The organism is Adhaeribacter radiodurans, from assembly GCF_014075995.1.
GTDB classification, from domain to species: domain Bacteria; phylum Bacteroidota; class Bacteroidia; order Cytophagales; family Hymenobacteraceae; genus Adhaeribacter; species Adhaeribacter radiodurans.
Genome location: NZ_CP055153.1, coordinates 6,553,591 through 6,578,030, shown reverse-complemented (window position 1 = coordinate 6,578,030; position 24,440 = coordinate 6,553,591). Strand labels below are relative to the sequence as shown.

16 protein-coding genes are annotated in these 24,440 nt (G+C 42.8%); 6 read left to right on the top strand and 10 right to left on the bottom strand.

Translation table 11 applies throughout. The features are described 5' to 3' along the window. Nucleotides 1–14: 14 nt before the first annotated feature. The gene (locus HUW48_RS25945) at nucleotides 15–2,684 is read right to left on the bottom strand and encodes a glycosyltransferase (protein WP_220463974.1); all 2,670 of its coding nucleotides are present in this window, start codon (nucleotides 2,682–2,684) and stop codon (nucleotides 15–17) included. A gap of 555 nt (nucleotides 2,685–3,239) precedes the next feature. On the opposite strand from HUW48_RS25945, the gene HUW48_RS25940 reads away from it, so the two are divergent. Next, nucleotides 3,240–3,824, top strand: coding sequence for a Crp/Fnr family transcriptional regulator (locus HUW48_RS25940; protein WP_182413697.1), 585 nt, complete (start codon nucleotides 3,240–3,242; stop codon nucleotides 3,822–3,824). Between the two features lie 76 nt (nucleotides 3,825–3,900). Continuing rightward, a complete protein-coding gene (locus HUW48_RS25935) occupies nucleotides 3,901–4,410 on the top strand; it encodes a DoxX family protein (protein WP_182413696.1) in 510 nt (169 codons plus the stop codon). A gap of 69 nt (nucleotides 4,411–4,479) precedes the next feature. Here the strand turns inward: HUW48_RS25935 and HUW48_RS25930 are convergent, their stop codons facing one another. The 3 genes from HUW48_RS25930 to HUW48_RS25920 all read right to left on the bottom strand — a co-directional run bounded on the left by HUW48_RS25930 (nucleotide 4,480) and on the right by HUW48_RS25920 (nucleotide 10,709). Further along, entirely contained in the window at nucleotides 4,480–7,257 is a 2,778-nt protein-coding gene (locus HUW48_RS25930) for a TonB-dependent receptor (RefSeq protein ID WP_182413695.1), read from the bottom strand. A 786-nt stretch (nucleotides 7,258–8,043) separates the two neighbouring features. Continuing rightward, nucleotides 8,044–8,994, bottom strand: coding sequence for a 1-phosphofructokinase family hexose kinase (locus HUW48_RS25925; protein ID WP_182413694.1), 951 nt, complete (start codon nucleotides 8,992–8,994; stop codon nucleotides 8,044–8,046). 290 nt (nucleotides 8,995–9,284) lie between these two features. Beyond that, complete coding sequence (locus HUW48_RS25920; RefSeq protein WP_246343624.1) at nucleotides 9,285–10,709, bottom strand: RtcB family protein; 1,425 nt, start codon at nucleotides 10,707–10,709, stop codon at nucleotides 9,285–9,287. 506 nt (nucleotides 10,710–11,215) lie between these two features. Here HUW48_RS25920 and HUW48_RS25915 point away from each other — a divergent pair. The 4 genes from HUW48_RS25915 (at nucleotide 11,216) to HUW48_RS25900 (ending at nucleotide 17,499) form a co-directional block, all read left to right on the top strand. After that, on the top strand, nucleotides 11,216–12,166 hold the full coding sequence (locus HUW48_RS25915; protein ID WP_182413693.1) for an aldo/keto reductase: 951 nt from the start codon (nucleotides 11,216–11,218) through the stop codon (nucleotides 12,164–12,166). Between the two features lie 57 nt (nucleotides 12,167–12,223). Continuing rightward, on the top strand, nucleotides 12,224–12,901 hold the full coding sequence (locus HUW48_RS25910; protein WP_182413692.1) for a metallophosphoesterase family protein: 678 nt from the start codon (nucleotides 12,224–12,226) through the stop codon (nucleotides 12,899–12,901). A gap of 177 nt (nucleotides 12,902–13,078) precedes the next feature. Continuing rightward, nucleotides 13,079–16,120 (top strand): amidohydrolase family protein, encoded by a 3,042-nt coding sequence (locus HUW48_RS25905; protein ID WP_182413691.1) that lies wholly within the window; start codon nucleotides 13,079–13,081, stop codon nucleotides 16,118–16,120. A gap of 86 nt (nucleotides 16,121–16,206) precedes the next feature. Continuing rightward, entirely contained in the window at nucleotides 16,207–17,499 is a 1,293-nt protein-coding gene (locus HUW48_RS25900) for an amidohydrolase family protein (protein WP_182413690.1), read from the top strand. A gap of 221 nt (nucleotides 17,500–17,720) precedes the next feature. Here the strand turns inward: HUW48_RS25900 and rfbA are convergent, their stop codons facing one another. The 6 genes from rfbA to HUW48_RS25870 form a co-directional block, all read right to left on the bottom strand. Continuing rightward, nucleotides 17,721–18,602 (bottom strand): glucose-1-phosphate thymidylyltransferase RfbA, encoded by an 882-nt coding sequence (rfbA, locus tag HUW48_RS25895; RefSeq protein WP_182413689.1) that lies wholly within the window; start codon nucleotides 18,600–18,602, stop codon nucleotides 17,721–17,723. Nucleotides 18,603–18,774: 172 nt separating this feature from the next. Next, nucleotides 18,775–19,779 carry an SDR family oxidoreductase gene (locus tag HUW48_RS25890; protein ID WP_182413688.1) on the bottom strand — a complete coding sequence of 335 codons (1,005 nt, stop codon included), beginning with the start codon at nucleotides 19,777–19,779 and terminating at the stop codon, nucleotides 18,775–18,777. Nucleotides 19,780–19,867: 88 nt separating this feature from the next. Beyond that, entirely contained in the window at nucleotides 19,868–20,914 is a 1,047-nt protein-coding gene (gene rfbB / locus HUW48_RS25885) for a dTDP-glucose 4,6-dehydratase (RefSeq protein ID WP_182413687.1), read from the bottom strand. Between the two features lie 198 nt (nucleotides 20,915–21,112). Further along, nucleotides 21,113–22,159 carry a UDP-glucose 4-epimerase GalE gene (gene galE / locus HUW48_RS25880; protein WP_182413686.1) on the bottom strand — a complete coding sequence of 349 codons (1,047 nt, stop codon included), beginning with the start codon at nucleotides 22,157–22,159 and terminating at the stop codon, nucleotides 21,113–21,115. A gap of 337 nt (nucleotides 22,160–22,496) precedes the next feature. Further along, nucleotides 22,497–23,786 (bottom strand): nucleotide sugar dehydrogenase, encoded by a 1,290-nt coding sequence (locus HUW48_RS25875; protein WP_182413685.1) that lies wholly within the window; start codon nucleotides 23,784–23,786, stop codon nucleotides 22,497–22,499. A 3-nt stretch (nucleotides 23,787–23,789) separates the two neighbouring features. Continuing rightward, nucleotides 23,790–24,380 (bottom strand): acyltransferase, encoded by a 591-nt coding sequence (locus HUW48_RS25870; RefSeq protein ID WP_182413684.1) that lies wholly within the window; start codon nucleotides 24,378–24,380, stop codon nucleotides 23,790–23,792. Between the last annotated feature and the right edge of the window lie 60 nt (nucleotides 24,381–24,440).

Below are 24,440 nucleotides of genomic sequence, written 5' to 3'. Positions count from 1 at the left end.
TCTAAAGAATTGTTCTAGGCACTCTTATTTAATGGCACTTCCTCTAGATCTTTTTCGTGCGGCGCTATTTCTAAGGCATCTTTGGAAACCGGCACAGCTTCATTTTCAGGTTGTTCTGAACCTTCCATTTGTGCTATACCAATTACTTTTGGATCTATTTTATAGGTATTACTTAATCTGTTAAAAGCCTCATACATATCAGAAATAGTACTTGCCGAATCTTTACAGTAGGCAGCAATAAGCAATATATCTAACATAAAAAGGATTACTGTAACTTGTATAGCATTATCTAAGGCAGCAAGTGCGGCAGTAGCGGTAATTAAAAGCAATGCTAGCGCTAAAGTTTTGGAAGGAATGGGCCAGGCTTTAAAGCGAAGCAACTGTTTACCGGCCCCATGTTCTTCAAAGGTAAATAAACCCTTACTGCTGGAGAATATACTATTCCGTACCCGGATATCCCACTTGTCAAAATTGCCTCCCCTTTGTACCCTGGCTTTCATTTTTATCAGATTTTGTTCGGTTTCTTCCAACCATTCTTCTGCTGATCGCCATTTTTCGGACCATAGTGTAAATTGCTTAGCTTTTAAAACAAATGCATACGGCGAAGTATAAAAATCACCTCTTAAACGCCAGGGAGTTAAGCCATGTTTTAGCCTTCCGTACAAACGGGCTATTGGTTGAATGACGTGCAGCAGGGTAATTAAAAGTTGGTATTTTACATTCTGCTTTTTAGCAATCTGCTGCGAAACGTTTTTAGAAGCACTAATTGCCGCCTGCACCAACATAATTAAAATAGAGGCAAGAAACACTGGCCATACCCACAACAAAGGACTCCATAACCATCCTAAACTTGCTAAAAAGGCCAGAAATCCAGAAAAAAGATACCATTCCGGCATTAAAGGAATTGAATTTAAAAGTCCATCAGCGGGTTGATAAACGGATTGAAACAGAGCCGTTCCCCAGGTACCATGAAAAATTTTATCTTTTTTTGTTTTAATGGGCAAAGTAAAACCGTTACCGTAAATACGACCAGCCCAGGCTAAATGGCCAAATTCATTATACTTCTCTGGCCATTTGGCTTCCAGTAAGGCTTCTGCTTTTCCGTAGCCTTGCTGTTGCTTCCAATAAGCTTTTAAGGAATTACGGCGATGGTGCCACACCACCGCTGAGGGATGAAAACCTATGGTATAACCAGCTTTTTGGATGCGCCAGCAAACATCCACATCGTCTCCCGCTGATCGGTATAGGGGGTCAAAGCCACCAATTTCTAATAACGCACTTCGGCGAAACGACATGTTACAGCCGGGAATATGTTCGGCAGCTTCCTCAGATAACAAAACGTGCACCGGTCCTCCAGGAGCATTAGCCACGCACTTGGCAATAGGGCCATCTTCGTCTGGGGCAATGTTAGGGCCTCCCATACCGGCATGATCCGAAGTAAGGTAAGCGGCGGCTAAATAACGTAACCAATGTTCGTCCGGATAGGCATCATCATCTATATAAGCCACAATTTCACCTTTAGCCGCATGTAACCCTGTATTGCGGGCATTACTCAGGCCGCGGTTTTCGGTAGTAATAAGTTGGTAAGGATATTTCTTTACAATATTTGCCAGGTTATCCGTTGAACCATCATTCACTACAATAACTTCATAGTTCGGGTAATCCAGTTTTCCTAAACCAATCATTGTATCTTCGATGGTAGCGGCCCCATTGTAGCTGCAAACTACTACCGAGATAAACGGCAAGGCAGCATCTGTAGCAAAAGGAATAGCTTTTAAAGTATTGCTAACTGCGTACAAAGCAGGCTTTGGATTTCGTTGCCGGTCTACCATACCAAAATCCCAATCTTCAATTTCAAATCCGCCTCGCCACCATTCATCCGTCCAGGCAAAAACAAACATGCCTGCGCAGCCTTTGGCAAATACGTTTTGAATTTGCCAGGTCAGGGTTTCGGCTTGTTGTTCTTCTCCCTTTCGCAAGCTATCCAAACCGATCTCCGCTAAAACAAGTGGTCGGTCGCCGGAAAGATTATGCAACTTAGCAATATAGGCATTTAGTTTTTCCGGGGTTTCCAGGTACACGTTAAAACAATCGAAGTCAAGAAAGCTTAAGTCGAGGTATTCCGTAGTAGGAAAATTAACGTAGGTTACCAAACTAGCAGGATCAACCGATTTAACGATTCGATACAGCTCTTTCAAAAAACTCTCAACTTTTTTCTTGCCGTACCATCTTACTATGTTAGCTGGTATTTCGTTGCCGATGGCAAAGCATAATATGGCGGGATGCTGTTTACACAGAAGAACACCTTCCTGCACTCTTTTAACGATATCACCTTTTCTCTCTTTGCTGCTTAAGAAGGCAATGTGTTGTTCCCAAGGTAAACCTACCATTACTTTAAGCTTATAGCGTAAGGCAAGGTTAAGCAAATAAGCGGGAGGCACGGTATAAGTCCTGACACAGTTAATACCTTGCTCCGCCATCATGCTAAAGTCTTTCTCTACCACTGATTCCTCAGGAAACTGCATGCCATTTGCCTGCGGTTTGAAGGTTCCATAAGTTACTCCTTTTACAAAGAATTTCTCTTTACCCTTGTACAAGAATTTCCCCTTAACGTAAACTCTATCTTCCGTTAGTACAGGTAAAGCAGTTTTTTTTTCAGAAACTAGTAAGGCACGATCCATCATTTCTTATTTGAAGTAATTGAGAAAAATGTAAAGATTGCTTCAATAAACAACCAAGTAAAAAAAACAACCAAATAAGATTTTTTGTGTAAAAGGAATGGCTAAATATTAGTATTAAACTCTAATTAAAATTAGTTATATACAAACGGAGTTTAAACAATATCTTATATTATTATAGACGAAACAAACAGTAAAGTAATCAACATTCTTCATAGCGCTTCTTCTCTTTACAAATTTATTGCAATATTACTAAAAATACATTATTTACACACATACTTTTAACAATTATTTTAGCAATAATTAAAAAAATCAAATTAAATTTATTCAAGTTTTATCTTACAAAGTTTAACGAACAATCCTCAATCTATATTTAATTAAATTACAACTTTAGCATCTTATAAGAAAAACACAATTTATTAACCAATTATAAAAATAATAAAATAATAATGCTTAATACAAGCACTATTTCAAATTAGCGCTATATAAAATACCATTTTCATAAATATTCCGTAGTAAAAAATAAGATTTCACCTTGTATCTTCTCTGCTTGATTATAGCATGAATCATCATAACCGAATAAAGCTGGCATTTCAGCAATTAGTAAATTTAAACCTGGAACAATGGGCAGAATTTGAACGGCATTTAGAAGAAGTAACTTTTCAGAAAAACGAGTTTTTATGCCAGGCCGGGCAGGTTGAGCAGTATTTATATTTTATTCACGCTGGAGCTGTACGGGTTTACCACCAAACCAACCAACAGGAATTTACGCTTAACTTTCATTTTGCGGACGAATTTGTTAGTGCCTTTTCGTCGTTTCTCACGCAAACTCCTTCCCGGGTTTATCTGCAAGCGCTCGAAAACGTGCAGGCTTCGCGAATACATCGCCAGTACTTATACCAATCTTACGAAAAGCACCATCAGGCAGAACGCATTGGACGTTTGTTTGCTGAAACGCTTTTTATACACAAGACTAACCGCGAAATAGATTTACTTTCCCTTTCGGCCGAAGAACAATATTTAAAACTGCTACAAAAAAATCCCCAAATGGTAAATACCATATCGGTTAAACACTTAGCTTCTTACCTGGGCATTCAGCCCGAAAGCCTGAGCCGGATCCGTCATAAAATTAGTCGCAATTCCTAACATACATCATTTTTCCAGGTAGTCAAGAGAATTACCTTTGTTTAAGTTAATCGTTTCACTTTTAATATCTTAAACAATGGCACCGCTCTTTATTCTACTCGTAGTTTTTCTGGCAACCTTGCTTTATAGCAAAATCCAGAATAAGAAAACAATTTCCGTGGCATTAGCTGGCCGCATGGCTATGTTTGCGATGCTCCTTTTTACCGGCACTTCTCATTTTTACTTTTCAAAAGGTATGATACTCACTATGCCCGATTTTTTACCCGCTAAATTACAGTTGGTTTACGTAACCGGGGTTATAGAAATACTTTTGGGATTTGGACTTTTAATCCAAAATAAGCGGCAAATCAGCAGCTTGCTTTTAATATCATTTCTGATAACTATTTTACCAGCCAATATTGTGGCGGCTATAAAACACGTAAATATTCCTAACGCCGATTTTACCGGGCCTGGTTTATCTTATTTGTGGTTCCGGGTTCCCTTACAAATTTTCTTCATCGGGTGGGTTTATATTTTTGGCTACCGAAGCATTTCCCGTTTTGTTAATCTCCGTGGGATAAATAAATTCCCAGCTTTCTATTATTAATAAAGCTGAACTATAAATCTCAAAAGCCTTCGCTCTGGTAGAACGAAGGCTTTTGAGATTTATACTATTCTAAAAGTTAAAAGCCAGGCTGCCGTAATAGTACCCACCGTTAAAACCAAACTGGGTAGCGGCACGCCCATAAACAAACCGGTCAAACGAGGAATTATCTAAAGAAGTAGGATTAGTAGCGGTTGGATATTGGGTAACCGCCAGTTTATCCGGATAAACATCAAAAATATTGTTTCCTCCTATTGTAAATTGTAACCATTTGGTAAACCGGTAGCTTACGCTTAAATCGGTAATAGTTTTGGGAGAGAAATCTTCGTCGAGCTGCGGAGTATTCGGGTCCAGAGCTTTCACTTCCCCAAAACGGGTTACCCGCAGATTAGAACTAAAGTTATTTAAACGGTAAGTACCGCCTAAAGTAAATTTACTACGCGGCTGTGCCCACTCCAATCGACCCCGCTCCTGCCGGTTAAATAAAACGTTGCCGAATACCTCAGTGGGTAATGTTTCAGATACTTTGGGTTCGCCTTGTACTTCTGTTTTGTTTAAATTTCCGGCCAGAGTTAGATTTATCGTTCCTTGGCCCAGCGGGTAATCGCCGGATAGAACTACATCCAGGCCTTCGGTACGGGTATTTACTGCATTGGTAAAAAATATAGCGGCTTGCACATCGGTTTGGCCCGCGGCATCGAGCAAGGCGGCAGTCTGTTGCCCGGCGGCCGATGTTCCGCGTTGGAACTGCCCGGTTAATACAATGCGGTCTTTAATATCAATGCGGTAAGCATCTATGGTTAACGTCATGTTTGGCAGAAGCTGCGAAGTAATACCCAAACTATAATTAGTAGATTTTTCGGCTTTAAGCGACGGAATTCCAAAAGCCGCCGCTACCGGGCCATCGTTCCGGAAAGTACCTTGCTGCCGCGGTTGCAAGCCTTGGTTAGGTACCGAAATAAAAACAGTAGAAATAGCACTAAAATACCGCTGGTGGATAGATGGTGCCCGGAAACCGTTAGATAAGGTACCTCTTAGGGAGAAAAATTCCGCAAACTTATACCGCGCGCTTAACTTACCGGCCAGGTTACCGCCAAAGTCGCTGTAATCTTCGTAACGGCCGGCTGCATTCAACAATAATTTATCAGTAATATCAGTTTCAATATCTAAGTAGCCGGCAAAAACATTACGATTCTCGTTTACGGCATTAGCTGGCTGATAACCCGGAAATACCTGCGCTCCTCCGGCCCTGCCCGAAGCCGGGTTGAAATTCCGGTAAGAAGCTTCTTCTCCGGCCAAAATCTGATAATTATCGAGGCGGTAAGAAAGACCAGCCGCTACGTTAAAAGATTGTAAGCCAATTGCCTGTCCAAAATCTTTGGAAACACCAAAATCCGAAGTATTCTGATTGAACTTAAGGGTACCGGCATAAAACGTAGTTGGGGCATTTGCTCCTAACTCATACTGCGACGCATTAACCGAATTTTCTACGTCGAAGCGAAAGTAATTACCGCCGATTACGTTAGATAAATCCCAGCGCCAGCCTTTGCCCCATTCGCCGCTAATACCTACCAGACCAGAACGGTCCCAAATGGTAGAATGAATTTCGGGTAAGAACCCGTTTGGAAAAATCTCCGGAATAAGCTGGTTGGTTTGATACGGGTAACGATAAAAACCTGCTCCCATACCTTTCCGGTAATTTAAGATGCCAGTAAAATACACTTCGGTTTTGGGCGCTACTTTTAACCTGCCATTCAGCATGCCGTTAAAATTATCTACAGCCGAATTACCTACCAACAGGTTATTTTCTAAATTAAAATTGTTTTGGTTAATTAAGGCCTGATCCTGATTATAAAGTGTTTGCCGGCGGTTCAGCCAGCCTTCTTGACTCTCATTGGGTAACTGGCTAACATTCCAGTTTTGGTACACTGGCCCGGTATAGCGGCCAGCTCGGTTTGTAGCTTCCCGCAAACGCACATCCGCCGCTATGCCAATCACACCCAAATTACCAGCTTTTATGCCATGATAAACCCCTACCTGAGCATTGCTACCATCGCCTTCGTAAAACTGACCTAAATGTAAATTAGCCGTGGTGCCGGTATCTTTTTTCATCACCACGTTTATAACTCCCGCAATTGCATCGGACCCATATTGCGAGGCCGCACCTTCGCGCAATACTTCAATCCGCTCTATACCAGCCACCGGAATAGTGTTTAAATCCGTTCCTACCGAACCCCGGCCTACGGTACCATTTAAATTTAGTAAAGCCTGGTTGTGCCGCCGCTTGCCATTTAATAACACCAGCACCTGGTCGGGCCCTAAGCCTCTTAAAGTAGCCGGGTCAATGTGGTCGGTACCATCTGCCAGCGTTTGACGCGAAGAATTAAAAGAAGGCGCCACCATGTTCATCATCTGGCCCGGCTCAATCTGGCCGGTTGTCTGGAGTTCCCGTACCGAAATAACATCAATAGGGGCTACTGTTTCTACGTTAGACCGAATTTGAGTAGAGCGGGAACCCACAATTACAACGTCGGTAAGGGTTTGTGTTCCTGGCGCCAGCACAATGTTTAAGGTTATATCGTTGTTGTTAATCGATACTTCCCTAATTTGGTTATTATACCCGACAAAGGAGAATTGAATTTGATGCGTCCCGTTCGTTAAACTTAACGAATAATTTCCTTTGGCATCGGTAGTAGTGCCTGTGGTTGTATTAGCTACGGCTATGGTAACTCCGGGCAACGATTCTCCGGTTTCCAGGTCCGTTACGTGCCCCCGGACATTCTGGGCGTAAGCAGCTACAGTTAATAAATAAAACAAACTTAGCCAACCAAAAAAGTAAATTCTCTTCATAATGCCTTGTAATTAATCTGATAAAAGTATTTAAGCTGGTTTCACTGCATGTTTTAGGCGCTTTTCGGATTAGTAAAGGTATTTTAGATCAGGTTAAACAGATGTACCGTATTTTGCGAGCGTGAGTTTTTCTTTTATACAGTTAAATTCTTAAAAACTTACATTTTAAGAAGCAGAAACCGTTAGCAAAGCTTCGTCCAGTAAAAAATTGGAAATTATGAATTAGAAATGAAGACCAAAAGCTTTTCATTTTACCTTATCCATAAAATTTATTCTAATAATTATTTTGGAGAGCATTACAAAAAGTATGGAAAAGTAACTTAACCAGGAATAATTCTGCTTAAGGCCATACTGGGAAGAAATAAGGAAGATAAATTTACTAAATAAGATACTTTTAAACCAGGTAGCTAAGAATAAACGATACCATTTTAGCTGTTGAGGTTTTTTTAGCGGTCCGGTATGGCGCAGCAGCATGGCGCTACATTGGGAGCCAAGGTTCGCTAAACCAGAATCTTCCTCTTTTTCAAGGAGGAATGCCGTAGGAAGAAGGGTGGGCTAAACGAGTTGCGCCGGCCATGAGGCAAACAGGAACTGTTCAAACAAGATAGCACTGGTCAATTAAGGTTTAAAAATTCTTTACGGAAACAGCTTCTTTTACTTTTAATATCTAAGCTTATGTCTTCCTTATTCTTATTTATTAAAAACTCTTGAATTGACTCAACTATAAATAAAAACGGCCGGATATAAGCACCCGGCCATTTTATTTTGATTTAGAGAAATTTCTAGCTATTCATCGGTTTCTACCAATTGCTGCGCTTTAATCCATTTAAACAGTTCTTCTACGTCGTCGCGCTTGCATAACTCAGAACCCGGCGACATAACGGCAGCGGCACCAGCGGCTACTCCATATTTCACAGAATCGCTCAATGACCAACCTAACGACATTTTGTAAACCAAACCGGCTACCATACTATCGCCGGCACCTACAGTACTACGGGCTTTTACGGAAGGAGCGGGAATTTGCTCTGCCTGGTCTTTAGTAATAAGCATAGCCCCTTGGCTACCCATAGAAACTACCATTACCTCGCACATTCCGTTGGCGAGTAATTGTTTCCCAAATTGCTCTATCTCGGAATCCTGAATATCAGGCTTACCTGCCAGCATAGACAGTTCGCTTAAATTTGGTTTTAAGAGATACACCCCAATACCAGCAGCTTGTTTTAAAGCTTCGCCGGAAGTATCCAGAATTAATTTTGCCCCAATTTTTTTTGCAATTGTAGCTACACGCGCGTAAAAATCGTTGGGAACACCGCGCGGCAAGGAGCCACTAGCAACAATATACTCTGGTTTCGGAAAGGTTTTTTCTAATTTTATTAAAGTGTATTGCCACTCGTATTCCGGAATAATAGAACCTGGCATCCCAAACCGATATTGTCTATCGGTAGAAGTTTCGATTACAGAAAAATTTTCGCGGGTCCATTTTACCGATGGAATAGGCATGTGAGTAATGCCTTCATCGTCGAGTAATTGTTGTAATACCTGGCCGGTGGCACCACCAGATAAGTAATAAGCTAAAGAATCACCACCCAAATTTCGGATACCACGCGACACATTTATCCCTCCCCCACCTGGCTCGAACACAGGAGCATTACACCGTAATTTATGCTCTGGTTCTAACTTTTCTACTTGGGTGCTTTTATCTAAAGCTGGGTTTATAGTTAAGGTAACAATTTTCATATTTTAAACAGCAGCTATATGCCTCTGCCCATTAATTCTACTAATTTATACTATTTATTATACAACGGCATCGTAACTACCAAGTTATATAATGAATTTCAATTTTAAATAAAAAATTAAACTATCTGCTACTTATCAGGATAAAATTTACTGTTTGCCTTAAAATTTTGAAATTTATCAATTCAATAAACTCTTAGAGCACAAAAATTACTATTTTACTAACTACTTTTTATGCCCTGTAAGTTGTTTAAGTCTAATTTTTACAAATATAATTTATTTAAGCCGATAATTTACCGGTCCATCCGAACAAGTTTAGGCGTAAACTTGCCTACAACCTCCACTTGCTGCTGCTGGCTTTCCATTACGTAATGCATATTCTTATAAGCCATGGGCGATTCTTGCAAACTACCGCCGATTAATTCTACCCCAAATGCCTTTACTAAACCGTTCATTTCGGTTTGATATAAAACCTGAGCCGCTTTTTTCGCCGACAAAGCTCTTCCGGCTCCGTGCGAAGAAGAATAAATAGCATCCATGTTGCCTAAACCCCGCACTAAGTAACCCGGCTGGGTCATGGAGCCCGCAATAATGTTCAGGTCTCCGGCAGCTGCCCGGGCCGCCCCTTTCCGGTGCACAATTACTTCCCGGCCCAGGAATTGTTCTTGCCAGGCAAAATTATGCGGGTTATCGAAACAAGCTACCGGCGCTTCCCCGAAGCTGGCACTTAACCGCTCGTGAATTTGTTCGTGGCACGCTTTGGCGTAATCGTTGGCTATTTGCATGGCCAGCCAGTATTCCTGGCCGGCTTGGGTTTGCAAATCCAACCAGGCCAGGTATTTAGCTTCTACTGGCAAACGGCAGCTATCCATAGCAATTTGAGTGTAGTAGGCGGCAATGTTTTTACCTAAACTGCGGGCACCCGAATGCGATAAAATACCCACGTAGTCACCGGCAGGTAAGTTAAAAGCGTTATTGCCCGAATCAAGCGTTACAGCCCCAAACTCCACGAAATGGTTACCTGTACCTGAGCTGCCCAACTGGTACGCTGCCCGGGTTTTTAGCTGTTGCAATATTTTAATCTGGTTAAATTCTGGCCGGTCAAACACTTCGTGTTCCTGCGGTTTTTCAAAGCCAGTATTTACCCCAAAACGGGTTTGATCCTGAAGTTCTTGCTTTAATTGATACTTTTTCTGTTCTAGGATAGTAGCCGGCACATTGTATAAAGTAAAGTGCATCCGGCAGGCAATATCCATCCCCACGGCGTACGGAATAACGACTCCATCCGTAGCCAAAACGCCTCCAATAGGTAAACCATGACCTTTATGCGTATCGGGCATTAAAGCACCCTTTAAAGATATTGGCAAGCGCATGGCTAAATCCATTTGCTCTTTCGCCTCGGCTTCAATTAAATTATCCCCAAAAACAGCGTATGGCAAAGGTTGTTCGTGCAAGTTTATAGCCTCCGATTTATTATTTTGCTTTGCCAGAGCTATCAGAATTTCGCCCAATACTGTATGGGTTACAAACTTATCTGGTGCCAGCATTGCTTGCTTTAATAAGTTTAACTGTTCTGCCGGCGATAGATGGGCATAGTGCTTTTGCATTAAGCTAATGGCTAAGCTAATACTTCTGCCGGCGGGAAAACCTAACTCCATCAGGTCATGTCCCGTTAACTTTTTTCTGGCCATGTTGGGCGCATAAACTTCCGTACTCATTATACGATCAATTTTAAACTACTACCAAATAAAAAAACCCGAACGTTTGTGGTTCGGGTTTTTAGTTATGCTGGGTATAAAAATATCAACACATGCCCCGAACCAGTTGGCCTAGCTTCCAATTTTGGTTAATAATATGTAGGGCGGTTGAATAGTTCATTACTTCTTTTTAAAGAGCTTGCAACAAATATAAGCCTTGTTTTATAATTTCAAAACAAAAAATACAAATCGTTGATTATTTTTAAAGTCTTACCTGTAAATTTACTTTATTTTTTGAATAAACAAGTTAATTTTAACAGGCTTTCCTTTATTCAGGTAATTACGCATAGTAGTTATTCTTTTTAAGGCAAGGCATTATCTAGGAAAAACACCCACCTATTTATTACCTATTTAATCTATACTTTACGATTGTTTCCTGATTTAGGATAGATGTAAATTAACCTGACTGGTTAAATTCTACGTACATGGGGAGCAAGGTTCAGCTTATTTAGTAAATTAAAAATTTTATGGAAGACCACCCGCACCAACCTCAAAACTATTCCCGCCGTGATGCCACCAAGCTTATAGCTGCAGCCGGGGCTTCGGCTTTTTTACATTCGCCAATGGATAGTTTAGCAACACCAAGCACCATGTTGGTTCGTAAAATACCCTCTACCAACGAGCCCTTGCCGGTTATTGGTTTAGGCACGTGGCAAACCTTTGATGTAAGTCCGTCTCCTGCCGTACGGGCGCCTTTAAAAGAAGTATTGCAGCAGTTCGTAGAAATGGGCGGTAAAATAATTGATTCGTCGCCGATGTACGGCGAGTCAGAAGTGGTGGTGGGCGATTTAGCAGCCGAACTAAAAGTAGCTAAGAAATTATTTATGGCCACCAAGGTTTGGACGCAAGGCCGCCAAGAAGGCATTAGTCAAATGGAGACTTCTATGCGCGAAATGCGCAGCAATCCTTTGGATTTAATGCAGATTCATAATTTGGTGGATTGGCAAACGCATTTGACTACCCTCCGCGAGTGGAAAGCTGCTGGCCGGATTCGTTACATTGGTATTACCCACTACCTGGTAAGCGCCTTCGATAAATTAGAAAAAATTATGCGATCCGAGCCAATCGATTTTGTGCAGTTAAATTATAACATTACTACCCGCGAGGCCGCTAACCGATTATTGCCTTTGGCTCAGGAAAAAAATATTGCTGTAATCGTAAACCGGCCATTTGAGAGTGGCGGTTTATTTAGTCTGGTAAAAGATAAACCACTACCCGAGTGGGCCCGCGAGTTTGATTGTGCTAGTTGGGGACAGTTTTTTCTTAAGTATATATTGGGTCATCCGGCTATTACCTGCGTTATTCCGGCCACTTCTAAAATAAAGCACCTTACCGATAACATGGGAGCAGGTTACGGCCGATTGCCCGATGGAGCAGCCCGTAAACGAATGGAGCAGTACATAGAAAAATTGACCTAAGCTACCATACCAAATACTCTACTATCTAAATTAAAATAATCTTTAAAGTCTGACCCATTGAGCCGATACGCTATTTCTGACATGCACGGTTGTGCTAAAACTTTTCGCTACCTGGTGGAAGAAAGCATTAAACTCCAACCTACCGACCAGCTTTTCCTGTTGGGAGATTACATAGACCGGGGGCCCGACACAAAAGGAGTAATTGATTTTATTCTGGAGTTGCGGGCAAAAGGCATTGCCGTTACTACCTTAATGGGCAACCATGAACTAATGCTGCTGGAATCACTAGAAAGTGATAAGTATTTACTTACTTGGTTGCGTAATGGTGGCCAGGCTACTTTAGCTAGCTTTAATGTGCAGCAGGTAACCGATATTCCAGTTACCTACCTTAACTTTTTCAATCAGCTCGATTTTTTTACAGAATTGGATGATTACTTATTAGTACACGCCGGATTTAATTTTCAAGCATCTAATCCGTTTACCGACTATGAATCGATGGTCTGGATCCGAAATTTTAAATTAGACAAGCAATTTACTAATGGGCGCCGCATTGTGCACGGGCATACGCCTACTGGAGCTAACCAAATAAAACACAGTGTTACCCGGCCCATTTTTCCTGTTATTAATATAGATGGAGGTTGCGTTTATAGCCGGCCTTCCGGTTTGGGTAAGCTCGTAGCCCTGAATCTGGATACTTTGGAAATAACTATGGAAGACTATCGCGAAGATGTTTAATAGCAGACTGTTCCAATATTACTTATAAGGAAAAGGCTCATTCTTTATTAATTTAATAAGAAAGAAAACTCTCCTGCAAGCTTTGACATTGCTTTATTAAATCCCAATGAATTAATTTCAAAAATTTCTAATTCATCCGGTTCTAATGTAAATTTCGGTCTCACTACGGTTATTTACATGCGTAAAATTATTTTTACTCTTCTTTTTGCCGCCGGTACTACTTTTTACAGCCAAGCGCAGCAAACATTTCCGCGCAATGGCGTGTACGACGACCGCCCCGGATTAGTCGCTTTTACCAACGCAACCCTTTATGTCGATTATCAAACGAAGCTGGACAAAGCTACGCTGGTTATCCGGAACGGTAAAGTAGAGGCCGCGGGAACTAACGTTAAAATTCCGGCTGGTGCGGTAGTAGTGGATGCGCAGGGTAAGTTTATTTATCCGAGCTTTATTGATCTGTTTTCGGCTTACGGTTTGCCGCCTGTTACTCCCGCTTCGGTAGGTTTTACTTCCCCGCCACAGTCCGAAAGTACCCGCAAAGGCGCTTTCAACTGGAATCAAGCCATTCGGGCCGATGCCAACGCCGTAGAATTATTTAAAGTAGATAATAAAAGCGCCGAAGATTACCGGCAGCAAGGTTTCGGTACGGTATTAACCCAGCACCCGGATGGTATTGCCCGGGGCACGGCTGCTCTGGTAACTTTAGCCCAGAAACGGGAAAATGAAGTTATTTTAAAAGAGAAAGCTGCCGCAGGTATGTCCTTTAACCGGGGCTCTTCCGCACAGGATTATCCGGGTTCCTTAATGGGCGCCATTGCCCTAGTTCGCCAGACTTACCTGGATGCCGACTGGCTGCGTCAACACCCCACTGAAGAGCAAAACTTATCCTTACAAGCTTTTTACGCCAACCGCAATTTGCCGCATATTTTTGAGGTGTCAGATAAATTAAACGTTTTGCGCGCAGATAAAATTGGAGATGAATTCGGGCAGCAATACCTTATAAAAGGCCGGGGCGATGAGTACCAAATGCTCCGCGAGGTAAAAGCCACTAACGCTCCTCTGATCTTACCAGTAAATTTTCCGGATGCCTACAACGTAGAAGATCCGCTCGATGCTGACCTTATTGCCTTGGAAGATTTAAAACACTGGGAAATGGCTCCGGCTAACGCGGCTTTGTTAAATAAGAACAACATTTCGTTTTCCTTTACCGCGGCCGATTTAAAGGATAAGAAAAAGTTTCTGCCCAATATTCGCAAAGCCATTACCTACGGCCTCTCGGAGCAGGAAGCCTTAAAAGCTTTAACCCAAACCCCGGCCCGGTTACTACAAGCCGAAAACCAGGTGGGCGCTTTACGCAAAGGTATGTTAGCAAACTTTATCATAACTTCTCAACCCGTTTTTCAGGAAGATAATGTGGTACTCGAAAATTGGGTTCAGGGCGAACGGTATCCGGTGCGCCAGTTACCCATTGATGTGCGGGGCACGTATTCGCTGAAAGTAGGAGAGCAAGCCCCCATCCGTTTGGAAATTACCGGCCAAGGCGATAAACCTGATGGTCGCGTAATTTTTAAAAATCCTGCCGAAAAAGATACTACTAAAATAAAAGTACGGTTAAATTTAACTAATGACCTAGTTACCATTGCTTATAACGCTGATCCTAAAAACCCGGAAAGCCAGGTACGCTTAAGCGGTTGGTACACTACCGGCAAACCAGGATTTGAAGGTTCCGGACAATTGCCAAATGCTACCCCGGTAAAATGGGTAGCTACTTTAGAAAAAGCTTATCCCGTACCGCCGTCTCTGGTTGTCGTTCGTAAAACGTCCGCTGCTACCCCGGTAGGAACTATGTTATACCCGTTTACCGCATTCGGCCGTACCGCTCTACCTAAACCGGAAACTATTCTGATTAAAAATGCTACGGTCTGGACGAACGAAAAAGAAGGCCGCCTGGAAAATGCCGATGTGTTGTTGCGCAACGGCAAAATTGAAAAGGTAGGCAAAAACTTACCAATTAATGGCGCTACAACCATTGATGGCACCGGCAAACACGTTACGCCCGGTATTATCGATGAGCATTCGCACATTGCCATCAGCCACTCGGTAAACGAAGCCACGCAATCGGTTACCTCCGAAGTACGCATCGGCGATGTAGTAGATCCGGAAGATATTAATATTTACCGGCAATTAGCAGGGGGTGTCGTGGCTTCGCAGTTGCTGCACGGCTCAGCCAATCCCATTGGTGGGCAATCGGCTTTGATAAAACTGCGTTGGGGACTAGGACCAGAAGAACTGAAAATTAAAGGAGCCGATAACTACATTAAATTTGCTTTAGGCGAAAACGTAAAACAATCTAATTGGAGTGCGCAGCATACTATCCGGTTCCCTCAATCCCGCATGGGTGTAGAACAAGTATACATCGATGCTTTTCAGAGAGCCAAAGAATATGACCAGGCCTGGAAAAATTACCGGAAACTTTCCAAAGCAGCACAAGCTAAAACTGGCGCGCCCCGCCGCGACCTGGAACTGGAGGCTCTCGCCGAAATTTTAAATAAACAGCGTTTCATTACCTGTCATTCCTACGTTCAGTCAGAAATTAACATGCTGTTGAAAGTAGCCGACCAAATGGGCTTTCAGGTAAATACGTTTACCCACATTCTGGAAGGATACAAAGTAGCCGATAAAATGAAAAAGCACGGTTCCGGCGCTTCCACGTTTTCGGATTGGTGGGCTTATAAAATGGAAGTAAAAGATGCGATTCCGTATAACGCTGCCCTGATGACCAATGTAGGTTTAGTAACTGCCATTAACTCCGATGATGCCGAAATGGCCCGCCGTTTAAATCAGGAAGCCGCTAAAACGGTAAAATACGGTGGATTATCCGAAGAAGAAGCCTTGAAGCTTGTCACACTCAACCCAGCCAAATTACTGCACCTCGATAACCGCATGGGTAGCTTACAACCCGGTAAAGATGCCGATGTGGTGCTCTGGACCGACCACCCGCTCTCTATCTACGCGAAAGCCGAAAAAACTTTTGTGGATGGCACCCTTTATTACGATCTGGAAATAGATAAGCAACTCCGCCTGGAACGGGACAAAGAACGCCAGCGGCTTATTCAGAAAATGCTAGCTGCTAAACAATCCGGTGAACCTACCCAACCAGCTCCGGTTACCCGTAAAGGCGAAGTAAAACACTGCGAAGACGTAGCAGTGGAGGAATAAAGACTATCGTAGTCATTTTTGGATTACCAGAATTTTAAAATTTTACAAATCTGTGGGCTTTAGCCCACGGACTAGCGACTAAATACATGAAATGTACAATATTACTGTCGGCTCTTTTTTTTACGTTTACCTCCTGGGCGCAAGTGCCAGCTCCGGCACCTAAACAAGCCAAACCCGTGTTACTCACCGGCGCTACGCTGCACGTGGGCAATGGCCTGGTAATTGAGAAAGCCGCCGTTGCTTTTGATAAAGGTAAAATTACCTACGCTGGTCCGGCTAGTGGGGCTCCGACTGCCACCGGCTATGAAGTAATAGAAGTTAGTGGTCAGCATATTTACCCGGGCCTTATTCAACCCAATACCCAGTTAGGTTTAACTGATATTTCGTCGGTGCGAGCTACCCGCGACGAACAGGAAGTAGGCGTATTCAACCCGAATGTACGGTCTTTAATAGCATACAATACTGATTCTGATATTTTGCCAACCATCCGAGCCAACGGGGTTTTACTGGTCCAAGCTACCCCAGTGGGTGGTACCATTTCGGGTTCTTCGTCGGTGATGCAGCTCGATGCCTGGAACTGGGAAGACGCAGCAGTAAAAGCCGATGATGGTTTGCACCTGAACTGGCCTACCATCCCGCGGGCGCCGCAACCGGAATCACGGCCCAACATCAGTGAAGCCATTAACAATCGGGAAAAAGCCTTGCAAGAGTTGCAGCAACTGTTTACGGAAGCAGCGGTTTTTTCGCGGGAAGTAGCTGGTAAAGAAAATTTAAAACTGGTGGCTCTCAAGGGCTTGTTTGATGGCAGTAAAAGATTATACATCCACGCCGACGCAGCGAAAGAAATTATTGAAGGCATTCGGTTCGCGAAAAAGAACAACGTGAAAAATATCGTGTTAGTTGGCGGATACGACAGCTGGAAGATTACGGATTTTTTAAAAGAACAGAACGTGCCGGTGATTATTTCGGGCATTCACATATTACCTAATCGTACCGTAGAAGATGTAGATTTACCATATAAGTTGCCCAATTTACTGCAGCAAGCCGGTATTTTGTACTGTTTGCAATACGATGGAGCCTTACACGGGCACCGCAATTTACCTTTTATTGCCGGTACAGCGGTAGCTTACGGACTTACCAAAGAACAAGCCCTATCGGCAGTTACAGCAAATACCGCTAAAATTCTAGGGGTTGACCAGCAAACAGGCACTATAGCAGCAGGCAAAGATGCGAACTTGGTTATTTCGGCCGGCGACTTACTGGATATGCGCACCAATAATGTTACCGCCGCCTATATTCAAGGCCGTAAAATCAACCTTACGGATAAGCAAAAAGCTTTATACCAGAAATTTAAAGAAAAGTACGAAGCTGAGAAGTAATTCTCTGTCTATTAAGGTAAGCTAAAACAGGGAAGGCGATGCCGCTATTCTGTTCACTATGTCGCGGAAGTTACTTCCGTGCCTTACACAAGCTTCTTAGTAAAAGCGATTGTAACTTTGAACAAAAAGAAAAGGCACGGAAGTAACTTCCGCGCCATAGTGGGTGTATTACCGGATAGAAATAGAATCCGTTAAATCCAATAATTCGTGGTAATCTGCGATTAGCTGCGCTCCAGAACCTTCTCGTTAGGTAACTTCATCAAGTACTTGCCGTAGCCGCTTTTTACCAATGGGGCGGCAATTTTTTGGAGTTGTTCGGCATTAATAAAGCCCATACGATAAGCAATTTCTTCAATACAACCGATTTTTAGGCCTTGGCGTTCTTCAATTACTTGTACAAAAGTAGCGGCCTGCATTAACGAATCAAACGTACCGGTATCGAGCCAGGCCGTTCCGCGGCCCAGAATCCCTACTTTTAACTTACCTCTCCGCAAATATTCCTGGTTAACATCGGTAATTTCGTACTCGCCCCGGGGACTTGGTTTTAGATCGCGGGCAATTTGAATAACGTTGTTGTCATAGAAATACAAGCCGGGAACGGCGTAGTTTGATTTTGGTTGCTTCGGTTTTTCTTCAATAGAAATCACCTTGTTGTTATCATCGAATTCTACCACGCCGTAGCGTTCCGGGTCTCCTACGTGGTAAGCATACACCACGCCCCCGTCCGGGTCGTTGTTACTTTGCAGTAATTCACTCAAGCCAGCGCCGTAAAAAATATTATCTCCCAGCACTAAAGCAACTTTATCATTCCCAATAAAATCGGCACCTATTACAAAAGCTTGAGCTAATCCGTTTGGTTCTTCTTGAATGGCATACTGGAAGTTACAACCTAATTCTTGACCATCGCCCAGTAATTTTTTAAATAAAGGATTATCGTGCGGGGTAGTAATTAGTAAAATATCCCGGATTCCCGCCATCATCAAAATAGAGAGCGGATAATAAATCATCGGCTTGTCGTAAACCGGCATTAATTGCTTGCTTACCGCCAGGGTTAGCGGATGCAGTCGGGTACCGGAACCACCGGCCAGGATAATACCTTTCATAACGTTAGTCTACGGTCCATGGTCGATGAACCATTGGTTTAATTGTTAAATATTTAACTTACTAAATCAAAATTCAAGAGTCCTAACCTCTAACTTAGGAAGAGCAGAGGAGACTGGCTTTTAGGTTAAGTTGCAAAACTTCAATCATCCAGCCATTCAACAATCAAACAATTTAATTATTATAAATAAAGTCTTGGTTGCTTCTGAACCAATCCAGGGTAATCTGCAAACCTTCTTTTATTTTAATTTTTGGATCGTAGCCTAACAACGTGCGGGCTTTCGAAATATCGGCCAAACTATCCCGGATATCACCGGCCCGATCTGGTCCGTAAGAAGGAATGATGTCGGAATGGGCTTCTTCTTTCAGGATGTTGAATAAATCGTTCAGCGAAGTACGATCGCCAACCGCAATGTTATATACCTGGTTAATTGCTTCCTGATTATGCACCAAAGCAGCCCGAATATTAGCCTCCACGCAATTTTCAACGAAGGTAAAGTCGCGGGTTTGATTGCCGTCGCCGTTCATTTTTGGCGAATGACCTTTTAACACTGCATCGATAAACAAAGGGATAACGGCCGCGTAGGCGCCGTTCGGGTCCTGACGCGGGCCAAAAATATTAAAATACCGTAGTCCGATAATTTCCATGCCGTAGGTTTTGCCGAAAACATCGGCGTATAACTCATTGGCGTATTTAGTTACGGCGTACGGCGATAAAGGGCGACCAATTTTATCTTCTACTTTAGGTAAGGTTTTACTGTCGCCGTAAGTAGAAGAAGAAGCCGCATATACAAAGCGTTTTACCTGCTGGTCTTTGGCGGCGGTAAGCATATTCACAAAACCACCAATATTAACGTCGTTGGTAGTAATCGGGTCTTTAATGCTGCGCGGCACCGATCCCAAAGCGGCCTGGTGCAGCACAATATCCATTCCGGCGCAAGCCTGCTGGCAAACTTCCGGGTTGCGAATATCCCCGTCAATCAGCTCAAAACGGGAATCGTCCTGAAAAGCTTTGATGTTTTTTAAAAATCCGTTCGAGAAGTTATCGAGCACCCGAACTTTGCCCACATTATATTTTAGTAAATACTCAACAATATTAGAACCAATAAAGCCGCCGCCACCCGTTACCAAAAACGATAAACTTTCGAGGGCTTGGCTGTGAAAGGGATTTTCGTACACGTTTTTTTGATTAAAAATTAAAAATCAGGAATTAGAAATTAGTTTTTGAAAACGCTCTATAATAAGACATTTCTAATTCATAATTTACTTATCGGGTATATTGCTTGTCGTAATAGTCCTGGTAAGTGCCGGAGGTAACGTGTTCCAGCCATTCGGTGTTTTGCAGATACCAGTCAACGGTTTGGGCCAGACCTTGCTCAAAAGTTACGGAAGGTTTCCAGCCTAGTTCGCGCATAATTTTAGACGAATCAATGGCGTAACGCAAATCGTGGCCAGCCCGGTCGGTGACAAACGTGATTAACTTTTGCGAAGCACCTTGAGGTTTACCGGTTTTCTCGTCCATTACATCGCAGAGCAACCGGATTAAATCAATGTTTTTCCATTCATTTACGCCGCCAATGTTATAGGTATCGCCCACTTTTCCTTGATGAAAAACTGCGTCAATGGCCGTAGCATGATCTTTTACAAATAGCCAGTCACGCACGTTTTCGCCTTTGCCGTAAACCGGTACTGGTTTGCCGTTGCGGATATTATTTATAGCCAGCGGTATTAATTTTTCCGGAAAATGATTAGGGCCGTAATTGTTGGAGCAATTGGATATTTTTACCGGCAACCCATAGGTGTCGTAATAAGCGCGTACAAAATGGTCGGAGCTGGCTTTAGAAGCCGAGTACGGCGAATGCGGATCGTACTTGGTTTCTTCGGTGAACATGCCGGTTTCGCCCAAGGTGCCGTATACCTCATCGGTGGATACGTGGTAAAATACATGTTCTTCCAGGTTGCTTTTCCAGTTGCTGCGGGCCGCATTTAGTAAATTTACCGTGCCAATAACGTTGGTATACACAAACGCCAATGGGTCAGTAATAGACCGGTCCACGTGCGACTCGGCGGCCAGGTGAATGACCGCATCAAACTGCTGCTCCGAGAACAACTGCTGGATAAAGTCTGCATCCACAATGTCGCCTTTTACAAAAGTATAGTTCGGCTGATTTTCTACATCACGCAGGTTCTCCAGATTGCCAGCGTAGGTGAGCTTATCGAGGTTTACGATTTGGTAATTCGGGTATTTGGTAACAAACAACCGCACTACGTGCGAACCAATAAAGCCGGCCCCGCCGGTAATTAATATTTTCATGGGGTTTGATTAAGTACTACAACCAATTATTAGACACAAGTATCAGGATATTAGATGTTGGATTTTCTTATAATTTTAAAATCTATGCCGATTATAGCAATTTAGACATCCAGTATATTCCGCTAATTTGTCCAGCTACTTTTTTATAACTACTTCTGATAAAATTAATTATCGGCAATGATTAAAAAATTAGCTGATTTAACTTGCCGCTTGTTGCTTATTTTTTAAATATACTTCCCAGTCCCAGGCACTTTTTAAAGATTCTTCTAAGCCTAACTCAGTTTTAAAGCCTAGTTCCTGCGTAGATTTGGCAACATCAGCATAAATTTGAGGCACATCGCCGGCTCGCCGTGGGCCAATAACATAGTTCAATTTCTGGCCGGTAACTTTCTCGAAAGTATGAATTACCTCCAAAACCGAATTGCCCCAACCCGTTCCAATATTGAAAAATTCAATCTGCTCGCCTTTATTTTGCACCAGACGGTCAATGGCTACTACGTGGGCTTTAGCCAAATCTACCACGTGAATGTAATCGCGGATATTGCTACCATCTGGGGTATCGTAATCATTCCCAAAAACAGTTAATTTTTCGCGAATGCCCATGGCGGTTTGCGTAATAAATGGTACCAGGTTATTAGGTACCCCAAGCGGTAATTCCCCAATTTTAGCAGAGGGATGGGCGCCAACCGGATTAAAATACCGCAGAGCAATGGAGTAAATATTACTGTCGCTGCTTCGGGCTAAATCTGATAAAATATCTTCGCAAATTTGTTTGGTGTTACCGTAGGGCGAGTTAGCTTTTTTAACCGGCGTAGCCTCCGTAACTGGTAATTGATCGGGAATACCATACACGGTACACGACGACGAGAAAACCAGTTTATTTACGTTAAACTCGGTCATAACCTCTAACAAGGCTACCAAAGAGCCTACATTATTGTGGTAATATTTTAAAGGCTCTTTCACCGATTCGCCTACGGCTTTATAAGCAGCAAAATGGATAACCCCCAGAATAGTACCTTCTTCCTGAAATACCTGGCGCAAGGCTTCTTTATCGGTACAATCAATTTTATGGCATTTTACCGTTGCGTTGATAATTGCTTGAATACCATCTAAGGCCGATTCCTGAGAATTAACAAAATTATCGATAATAATTGGTTCATAACCTGCTGCAAATAACTCGACTACGGCGTGCGAACCAATGTAGCCGGCACCACCGGTTACTACTATTTTCCCTTTTGTTTCCAAAGTTTATATTTCGTTTAAGTAGATAGACAAAGTGATTAGTACATTCTTTTAACAAGCTTTCGGATTAAACTGCCGGAAGGTTGCCATTTTTATTCTGCAAAAAAGAGATGCCGCTAAACGTCGCTATCGTATCATCTCCGTTTAGCAGCAGGTTACTGCTTTTCTTTAGTTCCAACAGCTTAACTTTACACTAGTTATTTCATTAACTAAACCATGGTCAAAGATATAATCAAAACCAAGCGAACGAAATTAAACTTATCAAATTTCTGCTTATCCTTCTGAATTTAAAATCTTTAGTAAGATAGCAAAACTTGCAACCTGCAACTTTTCAACCGATTTAAAGGCTCCAATACTCCAGCGAGTTTATTTTATTCCGGTACAAACCTTTAATGTCTATCAGTACGGCGTTTTCGTTCGTTATTTTTCTAAAATCTGCATCGTCCAGGCTTAGGTAATCCCGGTGGCCTACAGCTACAATTATGGCGTCGTAATCCGTAGCAGGCTTTTCTATTAAGCCGTAGCCATATTCGTGCTGCAACTCTTGCGAATCGGCGTAAGGGTCTACTACATCTACCTGTACGCTAAAACTTTTAAGCTCGTTAATAATATCCGCTACTTTCGAATTCCGGATATCTTCTACGTTTTCTTTAAAAGTAGCACCCATTACCAGTACTTTGGCTTTGGAAATGGATTTACCTTGCTTAATCATGAGTTTTACCAGTTTATTGGCTACGTAAGCGCCCATGCCATCGTTAATGGTTCGGCCGCTCAGAATTACCTTGGCATCGTAACCTAACGCTTTGGCTTTATACGTTAAGTAATACGGATCTACGCCAATGCAGTGGCCACCCACCAAACCTGGGAAAAATTTTAAAAAATTCCACTTGGTACCGGCGGCTTCTAATACTTCAAACGTATTAATGCCTACGCGATCAAAAATTAAGGAAAGTTCGTTCATGAGCGCAATGTTTACGTCGCGCTGGGTATTTTCAATAATTTTGGCGGCTTCGGCTACTTTAATGGAAGAAGCCCGGTGTACGCCCACTTTTACCACCAGTTCGTAGGTCTTCGCAATGTTTTCCAGCGATTCTTCATCGCAACCCGATACTACTTTCACGATAGTAGCCAGGGTATGTTCTTTATCGCCAGGGTTAATCCGTTCCGGTGAGTAACCTACTTTAAAATCTTGCTTAAATTTTAAGCTCGATTCCCGTTCCAGGATAGGAATACAATCTTCTTCGGTACAGCCGGGGTAAACGGTAGATTCAAACACCACGTAATCACCGGGTTTCAATACTTTGCCTACGGAAGTAGAAGCGCCAATAAGCGGTTTTAAATCCGGCAAGGCATGGGCATCAATCGGCGTGGGAACGGCCACAATAAAAAAAGTAGCCTCGCGCAAAATATCCAGCTCGTGGGTAAACGTAATATCACAACCGGCAAAATCCTCGGCTTCGAGTTCACCGCTGGGGTCCACGTGGTTCCGCATCATTTCTACCCGACCCGCGTGAATATCAAATCCAATTACTTTTACTTTTCGGGCAAACTCTAAGGCAATAGGCAAACCCACGTAACCTAAACCAATTACCGCCAAAGTAGCTTCTTTCTTTACTAATTTATCGTACATATTCTAAGATAAAGGAATTCTGATAACTTGGTTTTGGTGTAACTGATACTTTTCCTGACTTTCCGGACAAGTGGCCATACCTTGCTCGTTAAATTGCAGTCGATGACCATAAGCGCTCATCCAGCCGGGTTGCCGGGCCGGGTTGCCGTATACCAGAGCATAAGGCAAAACCGATTTGGTAACTACCGATCCGGCGCCGATAAAAGCATATTCCCCAATGGTAATGCCGCACAATATGGTACTGTTGGCACCTAAGGTAGCGCCTTTTTTAACCAGCGTTTTCTGGTACTGATGGCGGCGGCTTATGGCACTGCGCGGATTTTTGATATTGGTAAAGACCACCGATGGGCCTAAAAAAACATCGTCTTCGCAAATCACGCCACTGTACACCGAAACGTTGTTCTGTACTTTTACATTATTGCCTAGCACCACATCCGGTGATATTACCACATTCTGCCCGATAGTACACTGCTCCCCAATCCGACAACCCGACATAATGTGAGAAAAATGCCAAATCCGGGTATCTTTACCTATTACACAATCTTCATCGATAACAGCGGTTTCGTGAGCCAGATAAGCAGGAGTAAAATCCATATTTACGCTTTAAAGCGAACCAAGTATAAGTTCCAAAGCTAAGCATTTAGGGCTTAAAAA

What these genes read in the sequence shown, in the direction of transcription:
- HUW48_RS25915 (WP_182413693.1), top strand. Translation starts at nt 11,216, where the DNA reads ATGGAAGACCACCCGCACCAACCTCAAAACTATTCCCGCCGTGATGCC.
- HUW48_RS25945 (WP_220463974.1), bottom strand. Translation starts at nt 2,684, where the DNA reads ATGATGGATCGTGCCTTACTAGTTTCTGAAAAAAAAACTGCTTTACCT.
- HUW48_RS25905 (WP_182413691.1), top strand. Translation starts at nt 13,079, where the DNA reads ATGCGTAAAATTATTTTTACTCTTCTTTTTGCCGCCGGTACTACTTTT.
- HUW48_RS25870 (WP_182413684.1), bottom strand. Translation starts at nt 24,380, where the DNA reads ATGGATTTTACTCCTGCTTATCTGGCTCACGAAACCGCTGTTATCGAT.
- HUW48_RS25935 (WP_182413696.1), top strand. Translation starts at nt 3,901, where the DNA reads ATGGCACCGCTCTTTATTCTACTCGTAGTTTTTCTGGCAACCTTGCTT.
- rfbA (WP_182413689.1), bottom strand. Translation starts at nt 18,602, where the DNA reads ATGAAAGGTATTATCCTGGCCGGTGGTTCCGGTACCCGACTGCATCCG.
- rfbB (WP_182413687.1), bottom strand. Translation starts at nt 20,914, where the DNA reads ATGAAAATATTAATTACCGGCGGGGCCGGCTTTATTGGTTCGCACGTA.
- HUW48_RS25930 (WP_182413695.1), bottom strand. Translation starts at nt 7,257, where the DNA reads ATGAAGAGAATTTACTTTTTTGGTTGGCTAAGTTTGTTTTATTTATTA.
- HUW48_RS25900 (WP_182413690.1), top strand. Translation starts at nt 16,207, where the DNA reads ATGAAATGTACAATATTACTGTCGGCTCTTTTTTTTACGTTTACCTCC.
- HUW48_RS25875 (WP_182413685.1), bottom strand. Translation starts at nt 23,786, where the DNA reads ATGTACGATAAATTAGTAAAGAAAGAAGCTACTTTGGCGGTAATTGGT.
- HUW48_RS25940 (WP_182413697.1), top strand. Translation starts at nt 3,240, where the DNA reads ATGAATCATCATAACCGAATAAAGCTGGCATTTCAGCAATTAGTAAAT.
- HUW48_RS25920 (WP_246343624.1), bottom strand. Translation starts at nt 10,709, where the DNA reads ATGAGTACGGAAGTTTATGCGCCCAACATGGCCAGAAAAAAGTTAACG.
- HUW48_RS25925 (WP_182413694.1), bottom strand. Translation starts at nt 8,994, where the DNA reads ATGAAAATTGTTACCTTAACTATAAACCCAGCTTTAGATAAAAGCACC.